This window comes from Rathayibacter sp. VKM Ac-2804, from assembly GCF_009866655.1.
Taxonomy (GTDB): domain Bacteria; phylum Actinomycetota; class Actinomycetes; order Actinomycetales; family Microbacteriaceae; genus Rathayibacter.
The window spans coordinates 982,083-1,007,856 of sequence record NZ_CP047420.1 but is presented as its reverse complement, the minus strand read 5'-3'; the positions used below and the strand labels follow the sequence as shown (position 1 = coordinate 1,007,856).

Here is a 25,774-nt window from a genome sequence, read left to right as displayed (position 1 = left end):
GGCGGCGGCGCGCTCGCGCAGGGCCCGCAGCCGGAAGCCGAGCGCCGCCCGCTCGCGCGCGGCGAGGTGTACGCGGCCTCGACAGCGTCGAACGCCCGGCCGACGGCGGTGAGGCGGGCGAGGTGCGCGTCGAGATCCTCCCGCCCGCTCGGCGGCTCGCCGAGGCGCGAGACGTCGGGCACCGCGAGGCGGGGCGGATCCGCGATCTCGCGGCGGCAGCGGGCGACGAGCTCGCGCAGCGGCGCCTCGCGCAGCTCCGCGGCGGCGGCCAGCTCGCGGGCGCGGACCCGGTCGTGCTCGAGACCGCGGCGCTCGGAGGCGGCGATGATCAGGTCGCGCTCGAGCCGGGCGGAGTCGCTCTCGAGCTGACCGAGCGGGCCGGAGACGTCGGCGCCGCGGCCGGCCTTCTCGGCGAGGGCGTCCAGTCGCGAGCGGAGCACGGCGACGCGCTGGGCGGCGGCCTGGTCGACGGTGCCGCGCGAATCGCGGGTGAGGTCGCGGCAGCGCTCGATCTCGGCGCGCACCCCGACGATCCGGCCGGCGACGTCGGTGCCGCTCGGGTCGAGCTCGAGGCGCGACTTCAGCTGGCCGATGACGGCGTCGCAGAGCCGGACGGCCTCGACCAGCGAGACGGCGGCACTCCCGCCCGAGCCGGAGGAGTCCAGCCGCCCCCAGATCAGCTGCGACATCCGCTCGCGGGCCACGGTGTCCACGCGGCCGGAGTCCCAGACGAGCTCGAGCTCGGCCAGGCGCCGGGTGACCGACTCGCGCAGCGACTGCGCGAGGACGACGTCGGCGGTGTAGCTGTCGGCCTGCGGCGAGGCGAGCGCGGCGGCGTCGAGCTGCGAGAGCTCGCGGGTCGTCCGCTCCAGCCAGCGGCCGAGCTGCGCGAGGTAGTCGAAGAGCGCGCGCTGCGGGATCGCCTCGCCCAGGCGCCCCGGAGCGACGGGCGTCCCCTCCGAGACCCCCGCCCCTGAGACGCCCGGGGCGCTCGTCCCGGCCGCCATCAGCGCCCGTACACGGCGGTGGGCGGCGTCGCCGTGCCGAGATCGCCGAGCCAGCGGTCGTAGATGCTCTGCCAGCGGCCGTCGGCGCGGATGCTCTCGAGCGCCGCGTTGACGAAGCGCACGTAGTCGGTGTCGCCGGCCGGCATCCCGAGGCCGTAGGGCTCATCGCTGAGCGGGTCGCCGATCACCTTGGCGTACGGGTCCTGTGCGACGAAGCCCGCGAGGATCGTGTCGTCGCCGGCGATCGCATCGACGGAGCCCTCCTGGAACTCCGCGAGGCACTGGGTGTGCGTGTCGGCGGCGACCGCCTCCACGTCCGGGTAGTCGCTCTCGAGCCGGCTGAGCGTGGTGGTGCTCCGCGGCGCGCAGACCCTCGCGCCGGCGAGCTTGTCGATGCCGTCGGCCTCGTTGCTCTTCGAGACGAGTACCTTCAGCCCCGCGGCGTAGTACTCGGAGGAGAACGCGATGCTGTCCCAGCGGTCGCAGGTCATCGTCAGCGTGCGGGCGACCAGGTCGACCTGCGGGGTCGCGGCGTCGCCGCTGAGGGCGGGCAGGCGCTGCGCCGAGGTGATCACCACGAACTCGATCGCGGTCGGGTCGCCGAGGATCGCGCCGGCGATCTCGCGGGCGATGTCGATGTCGAAGCCCTCGATCGCGCCGGTCAGCGGGTTGCGCGAGCTCATCAGCAGGGTGTCGGCCGAGACGCCGACGCGGAGCTTCCCGTCGTCCCGGATCTGCGCGAGGCGGGGGCTGTCGGTGACGCCGGTGGGCGCGTAGGAGGTGACCGCCGAGGGCGAGCACTCCGCAGTGGCCGGAGCGGCGGTCGACGGCGCGGACGCCGTGGGGGTCGGCGTGGTCGTCGCCTCGGTGATCGTTCCGAGGTCGCTCGCGCCGCTGGTGCAGCCGGAGACGGCGAGCACGGTGCCGAGCAGGAGCGCGACGGCGCCCGTGCGCAGGGTGCTGAGGCGGGTCATCGGTACTCCTCCAGTCGCTGCGCGACGCCGCGCCAGGCGAGCAGGGCGCCCACCAGGCCGGCAGCGAGCAGGATCCAGGAGGCGATCGAGGAGATCGCGCTCCCCTCGTCGAGCTCGGTCCGGGTCGTCGTCGCGTCGGCGAGGATCGCGGCGCGGGCGTCGTCGGCGAAGGCGTCGAACGCGACGTTGGCGGAGTCGGGCTCGGTCGAGGTGGCGAGCAGGACCGCCCGGTCCCAGTTCCCGCCGTCGTCCTCGGCGCGGATCGCCGCGTGCAGGTCCAGCCACGCGTTCAGCTCGGTCACCAGCGCCCCGTCGACGACGCCCGCCTCGACCCCGCCCTGCAGCCGGTCGCGGGCGTCGGTCGCCGCCGCCTGGAACTCCGCCTCGAGGGCCGCTCCCGAGCCGCGCTTGATCAGCGTGAAGCTCTCCAGCGACTTGGCGTCGCTCGCCGCGGTGAGCGCCTGAGAGACGACGAGCGTCGCCTGGTAGGGGTCGGCCCGCACTGCCGCCGCGCGCCCGCCGATCGAGCCGAGCACGACCGCGCCGCCGATCCCGACCAGCAGCAGCAGGGCGGTGGCGGTGGCCAGCGGGCGGTTGAGGTAGCGGTGGGTCCGGCGGGCGAGCCAGATCTGCGCGCCGATCAGCAGGACCAGCATCGCCAGCGAGCCGATCAGCAGGAGCACGCTGAAGCGCACCGTGTCGTAGGACGCGGCGACGCGGTCAGCCCCGCGGGTGACGAGCCCGTTGAGGTCCGTGAGGATCCCCTCGTCGGGGTCGGTGAGCTGCGCTGAGGCCTGGTCGAGGTAGGCCGAGCCGACGGGGAAGCCCTGCCGGTTGTTGGCGCGGGCCTGCTCGATCAGTCCGCTGTAGGTGGTCAGCTTGGTCGCGATCGTGGCGAGGGTCTCCGCGTCCTCGGACTGGGTCGACGCCAGCTCCGTGAGCCGGGAGGACGCTTCGGCGAGGTTGCCGACGTAGGTCGTGCGCTGCTCCGCGGGCTCGAGACCGCCGACGAGGAACGTGTTCGCGGCGATCGCGTTGGCGTCGACGAGGAGGTTCCGCACGTCCTGCACACCGACGAGCTGCGCCGCCTGCTGGCGCGCCTCCTCCGCGGCGCGCGCCTGGAGGGACGCGGCCTGCTGCGCGAAGACGCCGAACAGCACGGCCGCGAGCGCCGTCAGCACCAGCATCAGGCGGAGGGCGCGCGGGGTGGTCGAGGTCGCGCGGGCGAGGAGCGTCGGGCGCTTGGCGGCGGGAGCGCCCGGCGCGGGGGCGGGCGGCGGCGGTGCGGCCTGCGCCGGAGGGGCGGCGGTGGCGGTGCTCATGCGATCTCCTCGGTCGATGCGTCGGTCTCGGACTCCGCCTCCGGCAGCTCCGCCTCCACGACGTCCTCCGCCTCCAGGGTCCGCAGCTCGTCGAGCGTCGGCTCCTCGGTGTCGCGCAGGCGCCAGGCGTGCCGGGCGATGGCCGCGTCGAGCACGTTGCGCACCCAGCGCCCGTTGCCGAACGCCTCGGTGCGCTCCTGAGCGGCGGCGACGTCGGCGAAGGCGGCGACCGCCTCCTCCGTCGGCGTGAAATCGGCGGCCGCGGCGAGGCGCGCGAAGATCGCGGACAGCTCCTCGTCGCTGTAGTCGGCGAAGTCGATGGTGGTGGAGAAGCGGCTCGCGAGGCCGGGATTGGTGTCGAGGAAGCCCTGCATCGGCCCGGAGTAGCCCGCCACGATGACGACCAGGTCGCCGCGGTGGTCCTCCATGTCCTTGACCAGGGTGGTCACCGCCTCCGCGCCGTACTGGTCGAGCGCGAGCGCGTAGGCCTCGTCGATGAAGAGCACGCCGCCGCGGGCCGAGGCGATCACCTCGGCCGTCTTCATCGAGGTCTGGCCGAGGTAGCCGGCCACCAGCTCCGAGCGGTCGACCTCGACGAGCACGCCCTTCGAGAGGATGCCGAGCGAGCGGTAGATCCGCGAGACGAGGCGGGCGACCGTGGTCTTGCCGGTGCCCGGGTTGCCGGTGAAGACGAGGTGCCGGGTGAGCGTCGGCGTGGTGAGACCCGCGGCCTGGCGCAGGGTGTCGATCCGGAGCAGCTGGGTCTGCCGCTTGATCTCGCCCTTCACCCGGTCGAGGCCGATCAGCGCGTCGAGCTCGGCGAGCAGGTCCTCGATCGCCTCAGGCGGCTCGAGCGGCTCGGGCTCGGCTTCCGGCGCGGGAGAGGCGGGCGGCGCGGCGGCGACCGGTCCCGGCTCGTCCTGCGGCCCGTCGTGCTCGGTCCGCCGCAGCCGCGCGAGGATCTCGTCGACACCGGGAACGCCGGCGGGAAGATCGCGCCGAGCGGCAGGCGCCGACGTCGAAGGAGCCTGCACCGCCCCCAGCTGCGCCGCCGCCGTCGCCGACGCCGCCGCGATCCCGCCGATCCCCGGCTCCCCCAGCGCGCTCGCCGCGGACACGACCTCGGTCAGCGCCCGCGCGTACGCACCGGCCTGCTCCGACCGGGCCGCGACCAGCCCGGCGAGCAGGTCGGTCGGCGAGCTGCGCCAGCGCCGCGCGCTCGACGCGGCAGTGAAGAACGCCTCGAGACCGCCGGTCGTCCCGGTCTCGGCGAGCCAGTCCTGGCCGGCCCCGGTGATCGACTCCGCGACCGCGGCCGCGAGGCGAGCGCCCTCGGCGCGCACGGCGGCAGCGTCGAGTCCGGCCGCGGATCCGACCAGGACGAGCGCGTCGAGCGACGCCGCGAGCGTGCTCACGAGGCGCTCGGCGGGGTCAGCGAGCCCGGAGTGGTGGGCGTGGACGATGCGGGCGGCGCGTCCAGTCCGCTCGACAGCGACGACTCCGTGAACTTCTCGGCGAGGAACTGCCCGTGCGCGATCAGCGCCGAGGCGTCCTGCCGCGAGACGGCGTCGGAGATCCGGTCGAGGGTGCCCCCGAGCAGGTCGAGCTGGTCGCAGAGGATCATCAGCGAGGTCTTCCCCTTGTAGACGGCGCGGCGGTCGGCGAAGTCGCGCGGCAGGCGCAGGTAGCCCTCGACCGCCTCGGGCAGGTAGCTGGTGGCGGTGGCGACGACGGTGTGGCCCTGCCGGCTCATCCCGCCGAGGCGGTCCAGGCGCGGCACCATCTCGCGCACGGTCTCGTCGACCCGGCGGATGCGGGCCGCGACGATCGCCGGGACCTTGCCCGCGGTCTCCGCCGCGACCCGGTCGAGCGCCGCGAGGATGTCGTCGCTGGACGGCACGCGCGGGAGTGCGGGCGCGGTCTCCTCCGGCACCGGGTCGGTGCCGCCGAACAGGCGGGAGAGCCAGCCCATCGGCTAGCGGCCGAGATCGAGCGAGGAGGCCGCGTCGATGTCGGAGTTGCTGCGCCGGGCCCGCTCGACGTACTCGCCGGCCTTCGCGGTCTCGACCTGCAGCACCCCGACGGTCTGCGCCATGCTGTCGAGCGCCTTGATCTTGAAGTCCGAGATCGAGTCCATGGTCTGGTAGATGTTCGCGAACGCGGCCTGCAGCTGCGGCAGCCCGACCGTGGCCGACGCCGCCTGCGACTGGATGCTCGCGGACTGCTCGGCGAGCATCCGCGAGGTGGCCTCGATCATGTTCGAGGTCGTGGTGTTGAGCGCGGTGATCTGGTCGAGCACCAGGCGCTGGTTGGCGAGCGCCTGCGCGACGATGACCGCCGTGCGCAGCGCCGACACGGTCGTCGTGGTCGCGCGGTCGACGCCCTTGATCAGCTCGACGTTGTTCTTGATCACGACGTCGATCGCGAGGTAGCCCTGGATCGAGACGGCCAGCTGGGTCAGCAGGTCCTGGTGCTTCTGCCGCGCGTAGAAGAGGACGTCCTCGCGCAGCGCCCGGGCGCGGTCCGGGTCGGTCGCGTCGAGCTCGGCGATCTTCGCCGACAGCTTCACGTCGAGGCGCTCCGCGACGTAGATGTACTCGTTGAGGCGCGTCATCGTGTCCCAGAGGTTCTGCTTCTCCAGGTTGAGCGCCGCGTTGTCCTTCCGCAGCTCGTCCTGGCCGTCGTAGAGCGCCTGGATGATCGCGTTGAGGTGCGACTGCGCGCTCTCGTAGCGGCGGAAGTAGTCGGTGATCTTGTTGCCGAAGGGGATGAAGCCGAGGATCTTCTTCTGGATGTTGTCCTCGGAGGGGTCGAGGTCCTCGACCGTGCGGCGCAGCTCCAGCAGCGTCTTGCCGATGGTCGAGCCCTCGGAGAGCCCGCCCTCCTGCAGCGCCCGCACGGGCGTCTTCAGCAGGCGGTTCGAGGAGTCGGCGGCCGAGCGGATGTCGGCGTCGCCCATCGTGCGGATGTCGTTGGCCTTCGCCGCGAACTCGGGGCTGCGGGCCTCGGCCGACATCAGCGACGCGAGATAGCCGTCGACCTTCGCCTCGAGGCCGGGCAGCGCCTGCTCGGGAACCTTCGGCGCGATCGACGGCGCCGACGTGGTCGCGACCGCGGCGACGGGCTCGGGCGGCGTGAGCGAGAGGGCGTTCTGGGGCGGCTGCAGGGCCTCGGTCATCGGGGGATCCTCACCGTAACGGGCGCGCACCGTGACCGGCGCTCGGCGCCGACTGGACGAACGTGGCCCCAGCATATCGCCGGGGAGTGAGCGCTCCCTCAGACTCCGGCGGGCCGCCGCCGGAGCGTGGCGACCGCGACTCCGCCCAGCGCGATCGCGCCGCCGATCAGCGCGGCGGCCGGCGGCGTCTCGGCGAGCAGGAGCCAGGACAGCAGCACCACGACGGCCGGGACCGCGTAGGTGGTGGCGGCCGTGCGGCCGGCGCTGGAGCGCGAGAGGACGTAGCCCCAGGTGGTGAAGGCGACGGCCGTCGGGAAGACGCCCAGGTAGACGACGGCGGCGATCGAGGAGGCGGGTGCGGCCTGGAGCGAGGCGACCAGGTCCGGCGCGAACGGCAGGCAGGCGACGGTCGCGGCGAGGCAGCCGATCCAGGTCATCGTCATCGCGTCGACGTGCCCGAGCAGGCGCTTCTGCAGCGTCGCGGCACCGCCGTAGAGGACCGCGGCGGCGAGGCCGAGGACGACGCCGATCACGTCGAACTGCCCCGAGGAGGTCGAGAAGGCGATGACCGCGACTCCGGCGAGCGCCACCGCCATGCCGCCGAGCAGGCGCCGCGGGAAGCCCTCGCCGAGGAGGAGGCCCGCGAGGACCGCGGTGATCATCGGCGCGATGTTGACCAGGAGCGCCGCGGTGCCGGCGTCGACGTGCCGCTCGGCCGCGTTGAGCGCGAGGTTGTAGACGCCGAACCAGGCGACACCCCAGACGAGCACGAGCAGGAGGATCCGGCCGCGCGGCACCCGGCTGCGCTCCGGCCGCTCGGGGCCCCGGCGTGCCGTGATCACGACGCGCACCACCGTCAGCGCGATCGAGCCGACCAGGATGCGGCCGAGGGTGAGGGCGCCCGGGCCGAAGTCGTCCGCGGCGAAGCGGATGCCGACGAAGGCCGACGCCCAGAGCAGCACCGTCACCGCGATCGCCGACCAGAGCAGCGCCGCGTCGCGGCGGCTCGGAGCGGCGGTGGTGCTGGAGGGTGCGGTGCTGGTCATGGACTCATCGTGGCGGGACGGCGGGCATCAGCACCAGTCCACGGTTCTACCGGATCGTGCAGTGCGGCTTCATCCTCGCTAGGGTCGGCGCATGCTCGACGTCCAGCGCCTCCGGGTCCTCCGCGCCGTCGTCGCGGCCGGCTCGATCGTCGGCGCCGCAGCATCGCTCGGCTACACGCCGTCGGCGATCAGCCAGCACCTCGCCGCCCTGCAGCGCGAGACCGGGCTGACCCTGCTCGAGCGGGTCGGCCGCGGCGTCCGGCCGACCGCCGCGGGCCGCACCCTCGCCGAGCAGGCCGACCGGGTGCTGGAGCGGCTCGGCGAGGCGGAGGCGGTCGTCGCCGACCTGCGCGCGGGCCGGGCCGGCCGGCTCTCGATGACCTACTTCGCCTCCGTCGGCAGCGCCTGGATGCCCGAGGTGGCGCGGCGGCTGATCGCCGGGTTCCCGCAGCTGGCGCTCGATCTGCGCCTGGGCGAGGAGGTGGCGGAGGACCCGGCCGAGCGGCCCGACGTCCAGCTGCTGGTCGCCGAGCCGGGCCGGACGGCCGACTCCCCCGGCTTCACGGCCCACCACCTGATCGACGACCCGTACCTCGCCGTCCTGGACCGGTCGCATCCGCTCGCCGAGCGCGCCGAGATCGAGCTGGCGGAGATCGCGGGCGACCGCTGGATCGACAACGACCTGCCGACCGGCTGGTGCCGCCGGACCCTCGTCGACGCCTGCGCGGCGGCGGGCTTCACGCCGCGCTTCCACGTGCAGGCGAACGACCACGTGACGGCGGTCGCCTTCGTGGCGGCGGGGATGGGGCTGACCGTGCTGCCGGCGCTCGCTGCGCAGCCGCTCCCGGCGGGGCTCGTGGCGGTGCCGCTGGTGCGGCCGCGCCCGCTGCGGTCGATCCACGCCGTGGTGCGCGGGTCGGTGGCGTCGTCCGCGCCGGTGCGCGTCGCGGTCGCGGCGCTGGTGGAGCTCGCGGGAGCCGGCTCCGGGCGGTGAATCGCGCCGCGGTTGCCGCGGGGCGCGCCGATACTGCTCTGCACAGGCCGGTTCGCAGCAGCGGGGAGCACGATGGCGGCGTGACCTCCGTCGAATCCGTGACCCGTTCCGCGCCCGCGCTCGGCGGGCCGCGCATCCTCCGCCAGCGCTGGACCGAGGCGGCCTTCCTGCACTGGCGCGTCGACCCGGCGCTGGTCGCGCCGCACCTGCCGCCCGGCGTGCGTCCGGACGAGCACGACGGCGCCTCCTGGGTGGGCCTCATCCCGTTCCGGCTGTCGCGGACGGCGTTCCTCGGCGGGCCGCGCGTGCCGTGGCTGGGGACCTTCCCCGAGGTGAACGTGCGGCTGTACTCGATCGACCGGCACGGGCGCCGCGGAGTCGTCTTCGTCTCGCTCGAGGCGTCGCACCTGCTGCCCGTGCTCACGGCACAGGCCGTCTTCGGCCTGCCGTACCGCTGGGCGCGGATGGGGATCGAGCACCGCCACGGAGCGGTCATCTACACGACCGAGCGGATCAGCGACCCCGCCGCCCGCTCGCGGATCGTGGTGCGGCCGACCCCGGGCACCGACGCGTCCGAGGATCCGATCGCCGGCTTCCTCACCTCGCGCTGGGCTTACCACGAGCGCCACCTGGGCTCGACCTGGTACGGCCGCAACTTGCATCGGCCGTGGCCGCTGCAGCGCGCGGAGCTGCTCGCGCTCGACGACGGGCTGCTCGAGGTCGCGGGCTTCCCGGGGCTGGCGACGCGGGCGCCGGACTCGGTGCTGTACTCCCCGGGCGTCGAGACGGTGTTCACGGTGCCGCGGCGGGTGTGACAGGACGTTCGTGCTCTGAGGCCGTGACTCCCTAGGTCGCCTCGGCAGAGCGAGGAGCGGGTGGGCACTCCTCCACAGGGACGACTTCGGCGAGTTCTCCGACGATCCGTCGGAGGAGGCGACCGCGCGTCGGTGGTCTCTGGAACCATTCTCGTATGGTTCAGAACGAGGACGGGGAGCGACCCCGCGAGGGGCGCAGGGGCGCAGATGCTGCGCTCGCCTCCGCGGTCGAGGCGGTGTGCGCCGTCGATCCGCTCCGGGCGCGAGCGGAGGCGCAGCGTGCCGAGCTGGTCGAGCGCGCCCGGCTCGCGGCGGCGGCCTCGTACGAGGTGCTCGTCGATCCGCTGGTGCGCAACCGCGTGGAACGGCGGGAGGCGGCGCAGCGGGCGCTCGTCGCAGAACTCGCCACCGCGCTGCGGATGTCGGAAGCGCACGTCTCCGGGCTGATCGAGGAGAGCCGGCTGCTCGTCAACGAGCTCCCGCTCACCCTCGCCGCACTCCGTGAGGGTCGGATCTCGCCCGAGCACGCGCGGGTGATCCTCCGCGCCGCCGCCGAGCTGCCGCCCGAGGTGCGCGGGCGCCTCGATGAGGAGGCCGCCGTGGTCGCGGCCGACCGCACTCCCCCGCAGCTGCAGCGTCGCCTCCGGACTCTGCGGGAGCGACTGCATCCCGAGTCGACGACCGAGCGCCACCGCCGCTGCGCCGCGCGGCGTGGCGTCTGGCTCGACGGCGACAGCGACGGCATGGCCACCCTGCTCCTGCACCTCCCCGCCCCCGAGGCGCACGGCGCCTTCGACCGCATCGACCGCGTAGCGCGCTCCCTGCGCGAGCTGCCCGGCGAGAAGCGGACGATCGGGCAGCTGCGGGCCGACGTCGGGGCAGCGCTCCTCATCGACGGCGAGACCGCCGGCGCGGAGCGACGAGCGACGGGAACCGCCGTTCCGGTCGGGATCCGTCCGCGGGTCGCGGTCACCGTCCCCGTCCTCACGCTCCTGGGCCGCTCCGACGAGCCCGGCACCCTCGAGGGCTACGGGCCGATCGACCCCGAGACCGCGCGCCGGCTCGCGGCCGATGCGCCCTCCTTCACGCGGATCCTCACCCATCCGGAGACCGGCGCGGTGCTCTCCGTGGGACGCACCTCGTACCGGGTGCCCGCCGATCTGCGGCGCTACCTGCTGCACCGCGACGAGACCTGCCGCTTCCCCGGCTGCACGCGCGCGGCCTCCGCGAGCGACGTCGACCACGGCGTCGAGTGGCAGCACGGCGGCCTCACCGACGCCGACAACCTCGCCCACCTCTGCCGCCACCACCACAGGCTCCGGCACACCAGCACCTGGCAGGTCGAGCACCGGCCCGCCGGAGTTCTGCACTGGACGAGCCCGACCGGCAGGCGGCACGTCACCCACCCCGCGCGCACCGGGCCGCCGAGAGGCCGCGCGGCACCGGACAGAGAACCGGACGCCGTGAAGAACGAGTCACCGCCGTTCTGAGGTCGGGAGGGTGTCGATGCGAGGATCGGAAGGGGGACGTCTTCAGCGAGAGAACGGAATCGGGGGTCATCGGTGATCGCTTGTTCGACGCGCCTGATCGAGGTCGTCCGCGAGGGCTGGGAGATGGACTGCTGCGGCGCGCCGTTCGCGGTCGGGGATCGGGTCGCCTGGTCGCTTCTCGCCTCTCCGGCCCGACCGACGGGTCCGGCCCGCTACGCGGAGGAGCACCACCAGGCTCTGCCCGACGCACTCACGGTGTCCGGGGTCGTGCGCGGGATCGTCGACGAGACCGTGCTCGGCGCGGTCCCGGCGATCGGCGAGGGCGGCGTCCTCGTCCCCGACCCCTCCCAGCGGAGGCTGCGGCGACTCGCGTCCTGGGACCGCTCCACCGGCGGCGCGACCCTCCGCGTCACCCTCGAGATCGACGCGGACGCCGAGCTCCCGCCGCCGTGCGAGCCGCCGCAGTCCACCCCCGACACTCGGACGCCGGACCCGGAGGTCGTCGCCGCTCTGCACGCGCTGCTCGTCCGCCTCCACGACGCGTGGCGCGGCCGGATCGGCATCCGGTCCGCCGACCGCGGCAGGAAGGCGAGCATCGTCCCGCACACCGTGGGCGCCGGCGAACTGCACTGGGCGCTCGGGCCCGAGCACCTCGTGGTGAACCTCGGCTACGACCGCGTGATCCTGCCCGGCGACCTCGACGGCGTCGCTCGGCTCGAGGTGATCGCCGACGAGGTGGCCCGCGGAGTCGTCCGTCAGGACCCGCCGATCACGAGTCAAGGGGTCCTGCTGATGCCCGCGCGCAGGCGTAGGGTTCCCACTTCGGCCTGGTGAGACACTCGGCTCCCGCACTCGGCTTCCACGACCAGCAGAGGACGAATCACATGCCCACGACTCCGACCGCCGCGCTCTTCGACATCGACGGCACCCTCGCCGACACGAACTTCCTGCACGTCGAGGCCTGGTCGCGCGCGTTCTGGCAGGCGGACCTCGACGTCGCGACCTGGCGGATCCAGCGGGCGATCGGCGCGGACTCGTCGGAGCTGCTCGCTCTGCTCCTGGACGACGAGGTCGACGACGCGACGCGGACCCTGGTGAAGGGCCTGCACGCGAAGAACTACGCGGAGGCGTCCGCCCGGATCGCGCTGCTGCCCGGGGCGCGCGAGCTGATCCGGGCGCTCGCCGGACGCGGGGTCCGCGTCGTGCTCGCGACCTCCGCGCCGCAGAACGAGCTGGAGATCCTGCTCGACGTCCTCGACCTCGGCGACACCGTGCACGCGGTGACGAGCGGCGAGGACGTCGACACCGCGAAGCCGTCGCCCGACCTCATCAGCATCGCCCTCGAGCGGGCCGGCGTCACGACCGACCACGCGATCATGGTCGGCGACGCGACCTGGGACGTCCTCGCCGCCGAGCGGGCCGGCCTGGCGACGATCGCGGTGCAGTCCGGCGGCACCGGCGAGCACGAGCTGCGCGAGGCCGGCGCCGTCGCGGTCTACGAGGACGCCGCGGCGATCCTCGCGGACCTCGAGGGCGGACCGCTGGCGAGCCTCCTGCGCTGATCCCGGGGGTAGGGCAGGAGGCCCGGCCCGCGGTCAGCTCTGCGGTCGCCTCCGCAGCACGAGCAGGGTGATCCCGATCGCCGCGACGACGGCGACCAGCGCGCCGCCGATCCACAGCACGTCACCGAGCAGCGCCGGGTCGGACCCGGTCGCCGCCTCGGCCTCGTCGGCGGACGGCGCCGAGGCGTCGGACACCGCGACGGTGCCGTTGCAGTCCGGGATCGACTCGGAGCCCTCGGCCAGCGCGACGCCCGCTCCCGGCTGCCAGTCGAAGCCGTACTGCCCGGAGACCGGGTGCCCGTCGGTCGAGACGACCTGCCAGGTCACCTCGTAGGCGCCGGCCGCGCCCAGCTCGAGCGGCATGGACGCCTCCGGTCCGACGACGCTGACGCAGCCGTCGCCGTAGTAGAGGCCGTCCGGCCCGACGACGCGCAGCGCCGCGGCGGCTCCGTCGTTGCCGAGGACCAGCAGGTCGTCGTTCGTCGTCAGTGCGAGGGTGCCGGGCTGCTCGGTCACCGTCGAGTCGGCGGCGGGCGTCGTCGACACGAGGTAGTTGTGCGCACTGGCGGGCGCCGCCGCCGCGACCGAGCCGATCAGCCCGATCGCGGCGGCGGCCAGGACGAGCCGTCCGCCCCTCCGGAGAGCGACCGTCACGCGGACGCCTTCGGGCTGCGGCGACGCGAGGCGAGCCCGAAGGCGACGCCGACGGCACCGAGGACGAGTCCGCCGACACCGAGGACGCGCGCGAGCACGTCGTCGCCCTGGCCGGTGGCGGTGGTGGCGGAGGCGGTCGTCGCGACCGCGTCGTCACCGTCGCCGTCGTCGTCGTGGTGGCCGGAGCCCTCCATCGCGGCGGTCACCGCCACGGTCGGCGCGGGGAGCTCCGGCTCCGCCTCGCCCTCGACGGTCGGCTGGTCCCAGGCGGTCGAGCCGGTCTCGCAGGTCTGCAGCACCGGGAACTCGAGGGTCGAGCCGGCCGCGTCCTCGGGGAGCTGCAGCTGCAGCGAGACGGTGTCGCGGTAGCCGTCCGCGAGCGGGGTCTTGGCGGTGTAGACGACGTCGGAGACGCGCTCGGTCGCGGTGTTGCCGTGCGAGTCGGTCACCGGGTCGGCGATCGCGACCTCGTTCTTCACGACGTCCCAGTTGGGGTTCACGGTCGGGCTGACCGAGTTGATCCCCTCGGGGATCGTGATGCTGAGGCCGGTCGTCGGCGAGCCCTCGCAGCCGTGGGCGAGCGAGAAGGTGACGACGGTGTACGAGCCGGCGGCCGTGCTCGACGCCGCGGCGGTGACGTGCGCGCTCGCGGCGGTCGGCGCGGCCAGCGCGAGGGCGACGGAGCCCGCGGCGACGAGCGCACCGCCGCCGACGAGGCGGACGCGGGAGGAGAAGGAGGAGGTGGAGGTTCGGGTGGTGGTCATGATCGTGAGGAGTCCTAGCGGGAGTCGGCACTGCCGGGAAGGCGGTGCAGAGAAGGGTGAGGGCGCAGCGCGGGATCGCGGTGCGCGCGGGCTCACCGGCCGAGGCCTCCGCGTGCCGAACGGGCGAGCGGGCGGGAGGACGTCAGACGGTGGGCAGGGCGCGCGCGGGCGGGCCGCGGTGCCGCAGGACCCGCAGGACCGCGTCGAGGGCTCGGGGGGCGCTCGGCTCCACGGAGCCGAGGACGGCCACCGAGGCGCCGAGCGGCTCCAGCAGAGCGGACGCCCGCGCGACCAGGCGCACGACGACGCGCAGCACGGCGGTGCCGAGGGTCCAGAAGACGCGCTCACCGTGGCGGAGGGCCGCGACCGTGACGACGGCGGCGATCAGGTGGGAGAGGAGCATCAGGGGGGTGTGCGCGGCGTGACCCGACGTCCCCGCGATCAGCTCGACCGTGCCGCCGCCGTGGAAGTGGCCGCCCGCAGTCGTGCCGGCGACGCTGACGTCGCCACCGCCGCCAGTCACCAGGAAGAGGGAGTGGTACGCCAGCTGGCTGAGCAGCACGGCCACCGCGAGGCGCGCGAGCGAGAGCGTGCGGCCGGCCAGGAGGACGCAGACGACGGCCGCGAAGGCGGTGGCGAGCGCGAGGATCGCCGGGGCGGGGGCCTCGGCACCGGCGAGGGTGTGCGAGGCGGCGGCGGTCGCGGTCGCGGCGACGGCGGCGACGACGCCGCGCGATGTCCGTGCCCCTCGCGTCTGCATCCGCTCGACTCCTGGTCTCTCGTGCCGCGCAGCGCGCGCGGACCGACATCCAGGGTAATCGCCCTGCCTCCGCCGTTATGAACCCGTGACCCGATTGCTCCGATCGATTCCAAACCCCCTCGGGGAGGGCTCCGAAGACTCTTCAACGGCCGCGAAACGGTCCACACACAGCCAGGTCCTCCGCATCCCGTGGGGGCCGTATCACGAAGGAGCATCCCCATGCGATCCACCAAGCGCACCACTCTCGCCGCGTTCGCCCTGCTCGGCACCGCCGCCCTCGGCCTCACCGCCTGCTCGTCCGGCGCCGGCACCACCGACGCCGCCAGCGACACCGCGTCCGAGATGTCGACCCCGATGATGACCGAGTCCGCCACCCCCATGGCGACCATGGACCCGGCCGCCAACCTCGTCGGCTCCGGCTGCGCCGCGTACGCCGAGCAGGTCCCGGACGGCGCCGGCTCGGTCGGCGGAATGGCCCTCGACCCGGTGGCCACCGCCGCGTCGAACAACCCGCTGCTCAAGACCCTGACCGCTGCGGTCTCCGGTCAGCTCAACCCCGACGTCAACCTCGTCGACACGCTGAACGGCAGCGAGTTCACCGTCTTCGCCCCCGTCGACGACGCGTTCGCCAAGCTCGACGCCGCGACGCTCGCCACGCTGGCCACCCCCGAGGGCGCTGCGACGCTCTCGTCGGTCCTGACCTACCACGTCGTCCCCGGCCAGATCGCCCCTGACGACATCGACGGCACCCACACCACCGTCCAGGGCACCGACGTCACCGTCACCGGCTCCGGCGACGACATCAAGGTGAACGACGCGTCGGTCATCTGCGGCGGCGTCCAGACCGCCAACGCGACCGTGTACCTCATCGACACGGTCCTCATGCCCGCTGCGTAAGCAGCAAGCACCACGAAACGCCGAAGGGCGGGCACCCACCGGGTGTCCGCCCTTCGGCGTTGCTGCGCTCGCGCGCAGACGCGCTACTCGCCGGCGCTGATCTCCGCCAGCACCCGGTCGCCCGGGTAGGCCTGGATCATGTCGGCGCGGATCTCGGCGCGCTCGAGCAGCTCCTCCATGCGGTGGCGGCGGTTGCGCGTGATCAGCGTGACGACCGTGCCCTTCTTGCCCGCGCGGCCGGTGCGGCCGGAGCGGTGCAGGTAGGTCTTGTACTCGTCGGGGGCGTCGGCCTGGATGACCAGGTCGATGTCGTCGACGTGGATGCCGCGCGCGGCGACGTCGGTCGCGACGAGGACGTCGACCCGGCCGCTGGTCAGCAGCGCGAGGTTGCGGGTGCGGCGCGACTGGTTGAGGTCGCCGTGCAGGCTGGTCGCCGGGATGTCGGCGTGCTCGAGCTGCTCGGCGAGCTGCTCGGCGAACGCGCGGGTGCGGGCGAAGATCAGCGTCTTGCCGGCGCGCGCCGCGAGCTCCTCGATGATCGCGCCCTTGTCGCGGTGCTCGATCAGGAGGACGCGGTGGTCGATGCTCGAGGACGCCTGGTCCTCGCCTGCGACCTCGTGCACGCTCGGCTCGACGAGGAACTCGTCGACGAGCGTCGCGACGCCCTTGTCGAGGGTGGCCGAGAAGAGCAGGCGCTGGCCGCCGCGCTTGGTCTGGCGGAGGATCCGCTGCACCGGCTCGAGGAAGCCGAGGTCGCACATGTGGTCGGCCTCGTCGAGGACGGTCACGGTGATGGTCGAGAGGTCGAGGCGACCCTGCTCGATCAGGTCCTCGAGGCGGCCCGGGGTGGCGATGATGATGTCCACGCCGCGCTGCAGGGCGCCGACCTGCTTGTACTGCGGCACGCCGCCGAAGATCGTCGCGGTGAACAGGCCGACGGAGCGTGCGATCGGCTGGATGGTGCGGTCGATCTGCATCGCCAGCTCGCGGGTCGGCGCGAGGATGAGGGCGCGCGGCGCACGGCCGGGCTTGCGGCCCTTCGCTCCGTCGTTCTCCATCAGGCGCTCGACGACGGGGGCGCCGAACGCGATCGTCTTGCCCGAGCCCGTCTTGCCGCGGCCGAGGACGTCCTTGCCGGCGAGGACCTCGGGGATCGTCGCCGCCTGGATCGGGAACGGCGAGGCCGCGCCCATCTGGGTCAGCTGGCGGACGATGTTCGCGCCGAGACCGAGGTCGCCGAAGCTGACGCCCTCGACGTCGACGGCGAGCGTGGCGGTCGCCTCGAGGCGCTCGAGCACGACGTCGTCGGCCTGGTGCGAGGCGCGGCCGTCGCGCTTGGGGTAGAAGTCCGAGCCGGAGTCGCGGCGCGGGCCGCGGTCGGCGCGGTCGTAGCCGCCGCGGGCGGGGCGCTCGGTCCCGCGGTCGAAGCCGCGCGCCGGGCGCTCGGTGCGGTCGGAGGAGCGGGCGGGGCGATCGGTGCGGTCGAAGCTGCGCGCGGGACGGGCGTCGCGGTCGTTCGTGCGGGCCGGACGGGCGTCACGGTCGTACGAGCGGGCCGGGCGGTCGTCGCGATCGGAGGAGCGGGCGGGGCGATCGGTGCGGTCGAAGGAGCGCGCCGGGCGATCCGTGCGGTCGAAGCTGCGCGCGGGACGGTCGCTGCGGTCGTAGGAACGGGCCGGACGGTCGTCGCGGTCGTTCGGACGGGCCGGACGGTCGGACCGGTCGTAGGAACGGGCCGGGCGTGCGTCGCGGTCGAAGCTGCGCGCCGGGCGGTCGGTGCCGCGGTCGTACGAGCGGGCGGGACGGTCGTCGCGGTCGTTCGAGCGCGCGGGACGCGCGTCGCGATCGAAGCTGCGCGCGGGGCGGTCGGTCCGGTCGTAGGAGCGGGCCGGGCGGTCTGCACCGCGGTCGCTGCTGCGGGACTCTCCCCGCTCCGTCAGCTTGGCGGCGCGCTCCTCGGCGTTCCAGCGCGCCTTCTTGGGCGCGTTCTCGTCGACGGGGCGGTAGCCGCGGTGGCCCTCGCTGCGCGAGCCGGACTTGGGCGCGGCGAACCGCGCGCGTCCGCCGAGCTGGGACTTGCCGCTCGAGGCGCCGAAGCGGTTCGGCTCGAAGTTCTTGGCGGGGCGTCCGCCGGCGGGCTTCTTGTTCTTGGGCATGGCTGCTTCCTGGGTTCAGGTCTTGCGCGAGCAGGCACACGCCGATCGATCACCCTCGTGGGGTGCGAACGGACAGGGCGCTGCGGGAACCCGGGTGAGTCGCTGCTCTGAGACGCTGACCGGGGCCGATTCACACATGTGATTCATCTCGCGACGACTGTCGGAGATCCGGCCCGCTTGACTGACAAACCCATCCGCGCGGCGACGCACGGAGTCAAGAGCCGACCACGAGAGTTTACACGCGAGCCCGGGCGCTGGCTAGAGTGCGCGCGCTCGAGTGCGCCGGCGCGAGTGCCGCGTCAGCTCGACGCGCGCCGCGCCCGGTACGCCGCGACGTTCGCTCGGTTGCCGCAGTTGCCGGTGTCGCAGTAGCGCTTCGAGCGGTTGCGCGAGAAGTCGACGAGCACCGCCTCGCAGTCGTCCGCCGCGCAGATCCGGATGCGGTCGCGCTCGTCGCCGCGGATGACGTCGACGAAGGCCATCGCCGCCTCCACCACGATGCGGGTCGCGAGCGGGCTCTCGTCGCGGGTCGCGTGCAGGTGCCAGCCGAAGATGCCGTGACGCACCAGCTGCGGCAGGGCGCGGCCGTCCTCGAGCATGCCGTTGACGACGGCGACCAGGTCCTCCTCCGCGCGGCTGCGCCAGAGCGAGCGGAGCGGGGCGCGCACGGCCCGGACCGCCTCCAGCTCAGCGGTGCTGTGCTCGCGGCTGCCGGTGTAGCGGTTCTCGAGCAGGAACTCGTCGAGCTGCTCGACGGACGCCATCTCGTCCTCGCCGGACTGCGACAGCTCGGGGAGGGTGTTGACGAGCACCGCCGTCGAGGTGAGGGCCGCTTCCACGTCATAAGCGAAGACCATGTTGACTCCTGACACGTTCGATCAGTACTGTCACGAGCATAACGACTTTGACTCCTGAAAGAGGCTGACGTGACTCCCACTGCGCCACCGCGGCAGCTCGGCTCCGGCCTGCTCCTGGCCCTCGCCGCTGCCGCTGCGTTCGGCCTGGGCGGGCCCTTCGTCAAGCCGCTGCTCGAGGCGGGCTGGAGCCCTTCGGCGGCCGTGCTCTGGCGGGCCGGCGGCGCGGCGCTGATCCTCGCGATCCCGGCCGTGCTGTCGCTGCGCGGCCGCTGGCACGTGCTGCGCCGCAACCTCGGCACGGTCGGCCTCTACGGGGTCTTCGCCGTGATCGCCGCGCAGCTCTGCTTCTACAGTGCGATCGAGCACATGTCGGTCGGCGTCGCGCTCCTGATCGAGTACCTCGCACCCGTGTTCCTCGTCCTCTTCGCCTGGGCGCGCACCCGCCGCCACCCCGGTCGCTTCACCCTCGCCGGCTCTGCGCTGGCGCTGGCCGGTCTCGTGCTCGTGCTCGACCTCTCGGGCGAGTCCACTCCGGAGCTGGTCGGCGTCGCCTGGGCGCTGACCGCCTCGCTCGGCCTCTGCGTCTACTACGTGATCGCCGGCCGGATCGACCCGGAGCTGCCGCCGATCGCGCTCACCGCCGGAGCGATGACGGTCGGCGCCGGGCTCCTGCTCGTCCTCGGCGTCACCGGGCTCGTCCCGCTGCGGGCGACCTTCGGCGACGTCGTCTTCGTCGGGAACGACGTGCCGTGGTTCCTGCCCGCGGCGGTCATCCTCGGCATGTCCACGGTGCTCGCCTATCTGCTCGGGATCGAGGGCGGCTCGCGGCTCGGCACCCGCATCGCGTCCTTCGTCGGGCTGACCGAGGTGCTGTTCTCGATCGTCGCCGCCTGGGCCCTGCTCGGCGAGCTGCCGGCGCCGATCCAGTTCGGCGGCGGGGCGCTCATCCTGGCCGGAGTGGTGCTCGTGCGGCTGCAGGCGGAGGCGCCCGGCGCGGTGGCGGAGGAGCGGCAGGAGAGCGACGGCCGGCCTCCGGTCCCGCTGTCCACCCCCTGATCGCGGGGTCGCTCTAGGCGGGCGGCGTCTTCTCCCTTATGCTCGCCTCACCCATGCGCGAGCCCACCCGACCCACGCGATCGATCGCCCTCGTCGCGGCGACCCTGGCACTGCTCGCGGGAGGCCTCGCCGGCTGCTCGAGCGCCCCGGTCTCGCAGCCGATCGCCCAGGCGGCCGGCGTCGCCGCCGTCACCGCCTACGACGACGTCCCCGTCACCGCCGGACTCGTCTACGACGAGGCGACCGGCCAGGCGCTCGACGTCTGCTCACCGGTCGACGCGGCCAGCGGAGCCGCCCTCCCCGCGGTGCTCGTCGTGCACGGCGGCAGCTGGACCCGCGGCGACAAGGCCGACCCCAACTGGCGCCCGCTCTGCCAATGGCTCGCCTCCGAGGGCTTCGTCGCCGTCTCGGTGAACTACCGCCTCGCCCCGGCAGACGTCTTCCCCGCGCAGATCCAGGACGTCTCGGCCGCGCTCGACTGGATCCTCGCGCCGGCGCAGACCGCGCGCTTCGGCATCGATCCGTCCCGCGTCGCCGCGTTCGGCGGCTCAGCCGGCGGCAACCTCGTCTCGATGCTCGGCACGGACGACGCGCTGACCGCCGACGGCACCGGCACCTCGCGCCTCGCCGCGGTCGTCGACCTCAGCGGCCCCGCGGATCTCACCGCAGCGGGCCTCGCCGACGACGACCCGATCGTCGGCGTCGGCGCCGCGGTCCGCGGATACCTGGACTGCGCCGACCTCGACGACTGCGCCGTCGCCGGCGAGGCGTCCCCGATCGCGCACGTCGACGGCTCCGAGCCGCCCTTCCTCATCGCCCACTCGGCCGGCGAGCGCGTCGCGCTGAGCCAGTCGCAGGACTTCGCCGAGGCGCTCGACGCGGCGGGCGCGAGCGTCGACTTCGTCGTCGTGCCCGGCACCCGGCACTCGATCGCGATGCTCGACGACTCGCTCCGCCGCACCGTCGTCGAGTTCCTGCACGCGCAGCTCGCCACTCCGGACGTGCAGACCCTCTCGCTCGAGCCCGCCGAGCCGGCGGCGGCGCCCGCGTCGTGAGCACCGGGGTCGTCGTCCGGCTCGAGCGGCCCGCGACGGCGGCGCTCGTCCCGCTGCTCGCCACCGACCTTCCGCCGCACGCCCGGCTGCTCGTCGCCCGCGACGGCGCGACGCAGCAGCCGATCGGCGTGCTGGCGCTGACCCCCGGACCCGACGACTTCGCCGAGCTGCTCGCGCTCGAGGTCGCGCCGGAGTCGCGGCGGAGCGGGGTCGCCCGCCGGCTCGTCGCCGCGGCGCTCTCCTACGCGAGCGTGCAGCGCATCCGCACGCTCCGCTTCCGCGTGCCGGTCCAGGCGGAGGCGGCCCTCGCCGCCGCCCGCTCGCTCGGCTTCACCGAGATCGACGGCTTCGGCGCGCACGTGGGCGACGACTCGGGCGTCTGCTTCGCGCGCTCGGTGCGATGACCGACGCCCTCTCACCCCGCGACCTGGTCGCCTCCGCCCTGCGCCGCGAGCGCGGGCGCCTCGGCCTGAGCATCTCCGAGATCGCCCGCCGCGCCGGGATCGCCAAGTCGACGCTCTCGCAGCTCGAGGCCGGCGAGGGCAACCCGAGTCTCGAGACGCTCTGGGCGCTCGGCGGCGCGCTCGGGGTGCCGTTCTCGCACCTGGTCGAGCCGCCCCGGCGGTCCGTGCAGCTGATCCGCGCCGGCGAGGGCCCGCGGATCGCCTCGGCCACCGCCGACTACGCCGCCACCCTGCTCAGCGCCTGCCCGCCCGGCGCCCGCCGCGACGTCTACCGCATCACCGCCGAGCCCGGAGCGGCGCGGAACTCGGACGCGCACGCTCGCGGCACCGTCGAGCACCTGATCCTCTCCTCCGGCCGCGCCCTGGCCGGCCCGGCCGACGACCCGGTCGAGCTCGCACCCGGCGACTGCCTGTCCTACCCGGGTGATGAGCCGCACGTCTTCGACGCCCTCGAGCCGGGGACGAGCGCGGTGCTGGTGTCGGAGCACGTCTAGCCGGCACCGCTCGTCAGTCGAAGGCGCAGGCCGTCTCGTCCGACAGCGCGCGGCTGATGCGCTCGCGGTGCTCCGCGCTCATCGGCGGCAGCGCGTCGGGGGCGAACCAGCCGACTTCGCTCGACTCGTCGTCGGCGACGTGCGCCTCGCCCGAGACGTAGCGCGCCCGCAGCACGTGGTCGAGGTACTGCGCGCGGTCACCGTTCGGGTACTCCATCGGCGGCAGGGTGTGCAGCCAGACGACGCGCTCGACCTCGATCTCGACGCCCGCCTCCTCCAGCGCCTCGCGCCGCGCGGTGCCGGCCACCGTCTCGCCGGGATCGATGATGCCGGTGACGGCCGTCCATGCACCGGTATCGGCGCGGCGGACCAGGAGGACCTGGCGGACCGGGTCCTCGCGGACGATCACGGCGGTGACACCGGTGAGCCAGAGCAGCTCGGTGCCCACCTGCTCGCGGAGCCGGAGGACGAAGTCGGGGGTCGTCATCTGGTCGAGCTACGGCTCGGGACGGAAATCGAAGGCGACCACCCCGGCCGTGTCGAGCAGCGGGCCGACGAGGCCCTTGAAGGCGTCGTGCGCCGGATCGAACAGGCCGGGCCCGTCGACCGCCGGGCGGCCGATGTAGTAGTTGAGGTCGCCCTCGGACGCGAAGGTCAGCAGGAACGCGCGGTCGAAGCCCTCGCCCGCGCCCTCGGTGCTGAGCTGCGGCCCGTTCTCGATCGAGACGATGTACGGGCGGCCGTCGCGGACGCACTCGTCGCCGAGCGCGAGGAAGGCCGCGATCACGCCGTCCACCTCGGCGACGAGCGCCGTCGGGCGGAAGCGGAACAGCACGATGTGTCGAATGATCCCGGGCCGGTGGTCCGCGGCGACGAAGCGCTCGGGGCCGACCTCGGCGATCGCGCGGGCTGCGCGATCGGGGCCGCTCAGCCAGCGGGAGCCGATCGTCTCGGGGGCCGCCGCGGCGACCTCCGCGGCGGTCGCGGTCTCGGATCCGGTGGTCTCGCGTGCTGTGTCGCTCATGCCGACACCTCTCCGGCGCGGGCGGCACGCCGCCGCTCACGATACCCCTCGACCAGGTTGTAGACGACCGGCAGCACGACCAGCGTGAGCACCGTCGAGGACACCAGGCCGCCGATCACGACGATCGCGAGCGGCTGCGAGATGAACCCGCCGTGACCGGTGATGCCGAGCGCCATCGGCAGCAGCGCGAAGATCGTCGCGAGCGCCGTCATCAGGATCGGCCGGAGCCGCCGCTCGGTGCCGTGCAGCAGCGCCTCGCGCACGGGCATCCCCCGCTCGCGGTACTGGTTCACCAGGTCGATCAGCACGATCGCGTTGGTGACCACGATGCCGATCAGCATCAGCACGCCGATCAGCGAGGGCACACCCAGCGGCACCCCGGTGAGCACCTGCAGCAGGATCGCGCCGGTCGCCGCGAACGGCACCGACACCAGCAGCAGCAGCGGCTGCAGGAGCGAGCGGAACGTCGCGACCATCACGACGTAGACGATCAGGATCGCCACCAGCAGCGCGATCCCGAGCTGCGAGAACGCGTCGCTCTGGTCGGCCGTGACGCCGCCGAGCGCCGCGGAGACGCCGGCCGGCAACTCCGTGTCGTCGATCGCGCTCTGCACCGCGACGTTCGCCGAGGCGAGGTCGTCGCCCTCCGGCGTCACCGTGATCGTGGCGGTGCGCTGCCCGCGCTCGGTGGTGATGCTCGCGGGACCGTCGGTCTGCTCGACGACCGCGAGCGAGGAGAGCGGGACCGCTCCGGTGCGCGTCGGGATCTCGAGCGCGGACAGCTCGGCGAGGGTGGCCGGCGGCTGCGCGTCGGCGAGGTAGACGGAGAGCGTGCGGTCGTCGATCACGACGCTGCCGGTCTGCGTCGGCTGCAGCGCCTGGCTGACCAGAGTGCCGACCGCGACCTCGGTCAGCCCGGCGTCGGCGGCCGCGGCGCGGTCGACCCGGACCGCGATGTAGGGCAGCGAGGAGGAGAGGTTGCTCTCGGCCTGACTGATTCCGTCGGTGCCGCGCAGCGCCTCGAGGAGCGCGTCGTTCGCGCTCTGCAGGTCGCTCTGCGAGGCGGTCGAGAGGTCGACCTCGATGTTCGAGGAGGCGCCGAAGCCCGACGACGCGGCGACACTGATGTCGTCCGCCTCGGCGATCGAGCCGAGCGCCGTGCGGACGTCGGCCTGCACGGTCTCCTGGTCGGCCGACTCGGCGGTGGTGACGGAGTAGCGGATCGAGGTGCCGCCGCCTCCGCCGCCGAACGCGCTCTGCAGCCCGCCGCTCGCGGAGCCGATCGAGAGCTGCACCGTCTCGACTCCGCCGACCCCGAGGATCGCCGTGCTGGCCTGCTGCGCGGTCGCGTCCTGCGCGTCCAGGCTCTGCCCGTCGGGCACGGTCTGGGTGACGGTGAAGGTGTTCTGGCCGCTCGCGCCGAGGAAGTTCGTCTTCATCAGCGGGTAGAGCGCGCCGGTGCCCACGAGCACCAGCAGCGCGAGCAGGACGGTCGCGACGGAGTGCTTCAGGGTCCAGGCGATCACGGGGCCGTAGACCCGCTGCAGGCCGGAGGCTCGGCGGGGAGTCGCGCGCGCGCTGTGGCGGGCGTGCTCGGGCTCGGCTCCGGCAGCCGGCACGACCGTCTCGCCCGCCGCGCCGCGCTCCTCGGCGAGCGCCGCCTGCGCCGCCTCGCGGACGCCGGCACGCTTCGAGGGCCGGAGGAACCAGTACGCCAGCACCGGCACGATCGTCAGCGCGACGATCAGCGAGGCGAGCAGCGCGATCGACACCGTCAGCGCGAACGGCCGGAACAGCTCGCCGGTCGTGCCGCCGACGAACGAGATCGGCAGGAACACGGCGACCGTGGTGATCGTGGACGCGGTGATCGCGCCCGCGACCTCGCGCACCGCGACCGCGATGGTCGCCGCGCGCTCCTCCCCCGCGTCGAGGTGCCGCTTGATGTTCTCGATCACGACGATGGAGTCGTCCACCACGCGGCCGATCGCGATGGTCAGCGCGCCCAGGGTGAGGATGTTCAGCGTGTAGCCCGCGGTCTGGAGGCCGATGAAGGTGATCAGCACGGAGGTCGGGATCGAGATGGCCGTGACGAGCGTCGAGCGCACCGAGAGCAGGAACAGCAGGATCACGAGCACCGCGAAGACGAGGCCGAGCGCCCCCTCCTGCGCGAGCGACTCGATCGAGTCCTGGATGTAGGGGGCCTGGTCGAAGACCGAGGTGAAGGTCGCGTTCTCGCCGAGCGACGCCTCGAGGTCCGGCAGCAGCGCGGTGACACCGGTCGAGACCTCGACCGTGTTCGCCGCGGGGAGCTTCGTGATGGAGAGGGTCAGCGCGGGCTGGCCGTTGACCCGCGAGATCGAGGTGATCGGGGCGTCGGTGACGGCGACGGTGGCGACGGACCCGAGGGTGGGGGCGGTGGTGGGCGCCGTGGGAGCGAGCGCCGCGGCGCTCGCGGACGGGATCAGCGGCAGCGCCGCGATCGCATCGGTCGAGTCCAGCTTGACGCCGGACTGGACCGAGAAGGTGCTGCCGTCCTGGGTGATCTCGCCGCCGGCGACGAGCACTCCGTTCTGCTGCAGTGCGGTGCGGATGTCCGCGGTCGACAGGCCGGCGGCGGCGAGCGCCGCGTCGTCCGGGGTGATCGTGACGCGCTGGGCGCTCTCGCCGACCAGGGCGACCTCGCGGACGCCCTCCACCTTCTCCAGGTCCGGGATGACGCTCGTGCGCAGCCGGTCGGCGAGCGCCTTCGCGTCGCCGTCGCTCGAGACGGCCAGCTGGAGCACCGGCAGGTCGTCGAACGAGCCGGTCACGACCTGCGGGTCGACGCCGTCGGGCAGCGTGCTCGCGATCCGGTTGATCGCCTGCAGGATCTTCTGCTCGGCGGTCGCCAGGTCGGTGCCGTAGGCGAAGGAGGCCGAGATCAGCGAGGAGTTCGTCGACGACGTCGCACTGGTCGCCTCGAGCCCGGGCACGCCCTGGATCGCGGTCTCGATCGGCGTCGAGACGTCGTCGTTGACCACCTCCGGAGCGGCACCCGGGTAGCTCGAGATCACCGCCAGCTGCGGGAAGGAGATCGACGGCGCGAGCTCCTGCTTCAGCCCGGTGAGGGCGACGCCGCCGAAGACGGCGATGACGACGGTGACGAGCGCGATGAGCGCCCGGTTCTTCATGCTGAGGACCGCGAGGAGATGCACGCCGTGAGTCT

Annotated in this window: 25 protein-coding genes; 11 read left to right on the top strand and 14 right to left on the bottom strand. The window is 73.8% G+C overall.

Going from position 1 to position 25,774, the window contains the following annotated elements:
• Nucleotides 1–122 precede the first annotated feature (122 nt).
• Nucleotides 123–977, top strand: coding sequence for a hypothetical protein (locus GTU73_RS19240; RefSeq protein ID WP_244231772.1), 855 nt, complete (start codon nt 123–125; stop codon nt 975–977).
• A 29-nt stretch (nt 978–1,006) separates the two neighbouring features.
• Here GTU73_RS19240 and GTU73_RS04655 read toward each other — a convergent pair whose 3' ends face one another.
• The 6 genes from GTU73_RS04655 to GTU73_RS04630 all read right to left on the bottom strand — a co-directional run bounded on the left by GTU73_RS04655 (nt 1,007) and on the right by GTU73_RS04630 (nt 7,527).
• The gene (locus GTU73_RS04655; protein WP_160087401.1) at nt 1,007–1,981 is read right to left on the bottom strand and encodes a glutamate ABC transporter substrate-binding protein; all 975 of its coding nucleotides are present in this window, start codon (nt 1,979–1,981) and stop codon (nt 1,007–1,009) included.
• Nucleotides 1,978–3,303, bottom strand: a complete 1,326-nt coding sequence (locus GTU73_RS04650; RefSeq protein WP_160087399.1) for a hypothetical protein — start codon at nt 3,301–3,303, stop codon at nt 1,978–1,980. Before GTU73_RS04650 ends, GTU73_RS04655 begins: the two co-directional genes overlap by 4 nt.
• Nucleotides 3,300–4,718 carry an AAA family ATPase gene (locus tag GTU73_RS04645; RefSeq protein WP_160087397.1) on the bottom strand — a complete coding sequence of 473 codons (1,419 nt, stop codon included), beginning with the start codon at nt 4,716–4,718 and terminating at the stop codon, nt 3,300–3,302. The genes GTU73_RS04650 and GTU73_RS04645 overlap by 4 nt, the downstream gene beginning before the upstream one ends.
• The gene (locus GTU73_RS19035; RefSeq protein ID WP_173250690.1) at nt 4,715–5,275 is read right to left on the bottom strand and encodes a hypothetical protein; all 561 of its coding nucleotides are present in this window, start codon (nt 5,273–5,275) and stop codon (nt 4,715–4,717) included. The genes GTU73_RS04645 and GTU73_RS19035 overlap by 4 nt, the downstream gene beginning before the upstream one ends.
• Nucleotides 5,276–5,278: 3 nt before the next feature.
• Nucleotides 5,279–6,481: a toxic anion resistance protein gene (locus GTU73_RS04635; protein ID WP_123444926.1), complete on the bottom strand. Its 1,203-nt coding sequence runs from the start codon at nt 6,479–6,481 to the stop codon at nt 5,279–5,281.
• 98 nt (nt 6,482–6,579) lie between these two features.
• Nucleotides 6,580–7,527, bottom strand: coding sequence for a DMT family transporter (locus GTU73_RS04630; RefSeq protein ID WP_160087395.1), 948 nt, complete (start codon nt 7,525–7,527; stop codon nt 6,580–6,582).
• A 91-nt stretch (nt 7,528–7,618) separates the two neighbouring features.
• Between GTU73_RS04630 and GTU73_RS04625 the strand changes: the two genes are divergently transcribed.
• The 5 genes from GTU73_RS04625 (at nt 7,619) to GTU73_RS04605 (ending at nt 12,388) form a co-directional block, all read left to right on the top strand.
• Complete coding sequence (locus tag GTU73_RS04625) at nt 7,619–8,521, top strand: LysR family transcriptional regulator (RefSeq protein WP_160087393.1); 903 nt, start codon at nt 7,619–7,621, stop codon at nt 8,519–8,521.
• A gap of 80 nt (nt 8,522–8,601) precedes the next feature.
• A complete protein-coding gene (locus GTU73_RS04620; protein ID WP_208543738.1) occupies nt 8,602–9,336 on the top strand; it encodes a DUF2071 domain-containing protein in 735 nt (244 codons plus the stop codon).
• A 155-nt stretch (nt 9,337–9,491) separates the two neighbouring features.
• Entirely contained in the window at nt 9,492–10,826 is a 1,335-nt protein-coding gene (locus tag GTU73_RS04615; protein WP_160087391.1) for an HNH endonuclease signature motif containing protein, read from the top strand.
• Nucleotides 10,827–10,898: 72 nt separating this feature from the next.
• Entirely contained in the window at nt 10,899–11,660 is a 762-nt protein-coding gene (locus tag GTU73_RS04610) for a DUF6578 domain-containing protein (RefSeq protein ID WP_160087389.1), read from the top strand.
• Between the two features lie 50 nt (nt 11,661–11,710).
• Complete coding sequence (locus GTU73_RS04605) at nt 11,711–12,388, top strand: HAD family hydrolase (protein ID WP_160087387.1); 678 nt, start codon at nt 11,711–11,713, stop codon at nt 12,386–12,388.
• 33 nt (nt 12,389–12,421) lie between these two features.
• Here the strand turns inward: GTU73_RS04605 and GTU73_RS04600 are convergent, their stop codons facing one another.
• The 3 genes from GTU73_RS04600 to GTU73_RS04590 all read right to left on the bottom strand — a co-directional run bounded on the left by GTU73_RS04600 (nt 12,422) and on the right by GTU73_RS04590 (nt 14,566).
• Nucleotides 12,422–13,042: a copper resistance CopC family protein gene (locus GTU73_RS04600; RefSeq protein ID WP_160087385.1), complete on the bottom strand. Its 621-nt coding sequence runs from the start codon at nt 13,040–13,042 to the stop codon at nt 12,422–12,424.
• Complete coding sequence (locus GTU73_RS04595) at nt 13,039–13,806, bottom strand: YcnI family protein (RefSeq protein WP_160087383.1); 768 nt, start codon at nt 13,804–13,806, stop codon at nt 13,039–13,041. The genes GTU73_RS04600 and GTU73_RS04595 overlap by 4 nt, the downstream gene beginning before the upstream one ends.
• Before the next feature lie 142 nt (nt 13,807–13,948).
• A complete protein-coding gene (locus tag GTU73_RS04590) occupies nt 13,949–14,566 on the bottom strand; it encodes a hypothetical protein (protein WP_160087381.1) in 618 nt (205 codons plus the stop codon).
• A gap of 219 nt (nt 14,567–14,785) precedes the next feature.
• On the opposite strand from GTU73_RS04590, the gene GTU73_RS04585 reads away from it, so the two are divergent.
• Nucleotides 14,786–15,463 (top strand): fasciclin domain-containing protein, encoded by a 678-nt coding sequence (locus tag GTU73_RS04585; protein ID WP_160087379.1) that lies wholly within the window; start codon nt 14,786–14,788, stop codon nt 15,461–15,463.
• A gap of 83 nt (nt 15,464–15,546) precedes the next feature.
• On the opposite strand, the gene GTU73_RS04580 is transcribed toward GTU73_RS04585, so the two are convergent.
• The gene (locus tag GTU73_RS04580; RefSeq protein ID WP_160087377.1) at nt 15,547–17,619 is read right to left on the bottom strand and encodes a DEAD/DEAH box helicase; all 2,073 of its coding nucleotides are present in this window, start codon (nt 17,617–17,619) and stop codon (nt 15,547–15,549) included.
• 299 nt (nt 17,620–17,918) lie between these two features.
• Nucleotides 17,919–18,476 carry a CGNR zinc finger domain-containing protein gene (locus tag GTU73_RS04575; protein ID WP_160087375.1) on the bottom strand — a complete coding sequence of 186 codons (558 nt, stop codon included), beginning with the start codon at nt 18,474–18,476 and terminating at the stop codon, nt 17,919–17,921.
• Nucleotides 18,477–18,545: 69 nt separating this feature from the next.
• On the opposite strand from GTU73_RS04575, the gene GTU73_RS04570 reads away from it, so the two are divergent.
• From GTU73_RS04570 to GTU73_RS04555, 4 genes are read left to right on the top strand one after another with little or no spacing between them, the layout of a single operon-like run.
• The gene (locus GTU73_RS04570; RefSeq protein ID WP_160087373.1) at nt 18,546–19,532 is read left to right on the top strand and encodes a DMT family transporter; all 987 of its coding nucleotides are present in this window, start codon (nt 18,546–18,548) and stop codon (nt 19,530–19,532) included.
• A 53-nt stretch (nt 19,533–19,585) separates the two neighbouring features.
• Nucleotides 19,586–20,587, top strand: coding sequence for an alpha/beta hydrolase (locus GTU73_RS04565; protein WP_160087371.1), 1,002 nt, complete (start codon nt 19,586–19,588; stop codon nt 20,585–20,587).
• Complete coding sequence (locus GTU73_RS04560) at nt 20,584–20,991, top strand: GNAT family N-acetyltransferase (protein WP_160087369.1); 408 nt, start codon at nt 20,584–20,586, stop codon at nt 20,989–20,991. Before GTU73_RS04565 ends, GTU73_RS04560 begins: the two co-directional genes overlap by 4 nt.
• Entirely contained in the window at nt 20,988–21,545 is a 558-nt protein-coding gene (locus GTU73_RS04555; RefSeq protein ID WP_160087367.1) for an XRE family transcriptional regulator, read from the top strand. Before GTU73_RS04560 ends, GTU73_RS04555 begins: the two co-directional genes overlap by 4 nt.
• A gap of 13 nt (nt 21,546–21,558) precedes the next feature.
• Here the strand turns inward: GTU73_RS04555 and GTU73_RS04550 are convergent, their stop codons facing one another.
• The 3 genes from GTU73_RS04550 to GTU73_RS04540 are packed head-to-tail and all read right to left on the bottom strand — an operon-like array spanning nt 21,559 to nt 25,763.
• Nucleotides 21,559–22,032, bottom strand: a complete 474-nt coding sequence (locus GTU73_RS04550; RefSeq protein ID WP_160087365.1) for an NUDIX domain-containing protein — start codon at nt 22,030–22,032, stop codon at nt 21,559–21,561.
• A gap of 9 nt (nt 22,033–22,041) precedes the next feature.
• Nucleotides 22,042–22,569, bottom strand: coding sequence for a Dabb family protein (locus GTU73_RS04545; RefSeq protein ID WP_160087363.1), 528 nt, complete (start codon nt 22,567–22,569; stop codon nt 22,042–22,044).
• Nucleotides 22,566–25,763 (bottom strand): efflux RND transporter permease subunit, encoded by a 3,198-nt coding sequence (locus tag GTU73_RS04540; RefSeq protein ID WP_160087361.1) that lies wholly within the window; start codon nt 25,761–25,763, stop codon nt 22,566–22,568. Before GTU73_RS04540 ends, GTU73_RS04545 begins: the two co-directional genes overlap by 4 nt.
• Nucleotides 25,764–25,774: the final 11 nt, after the last annotated feature.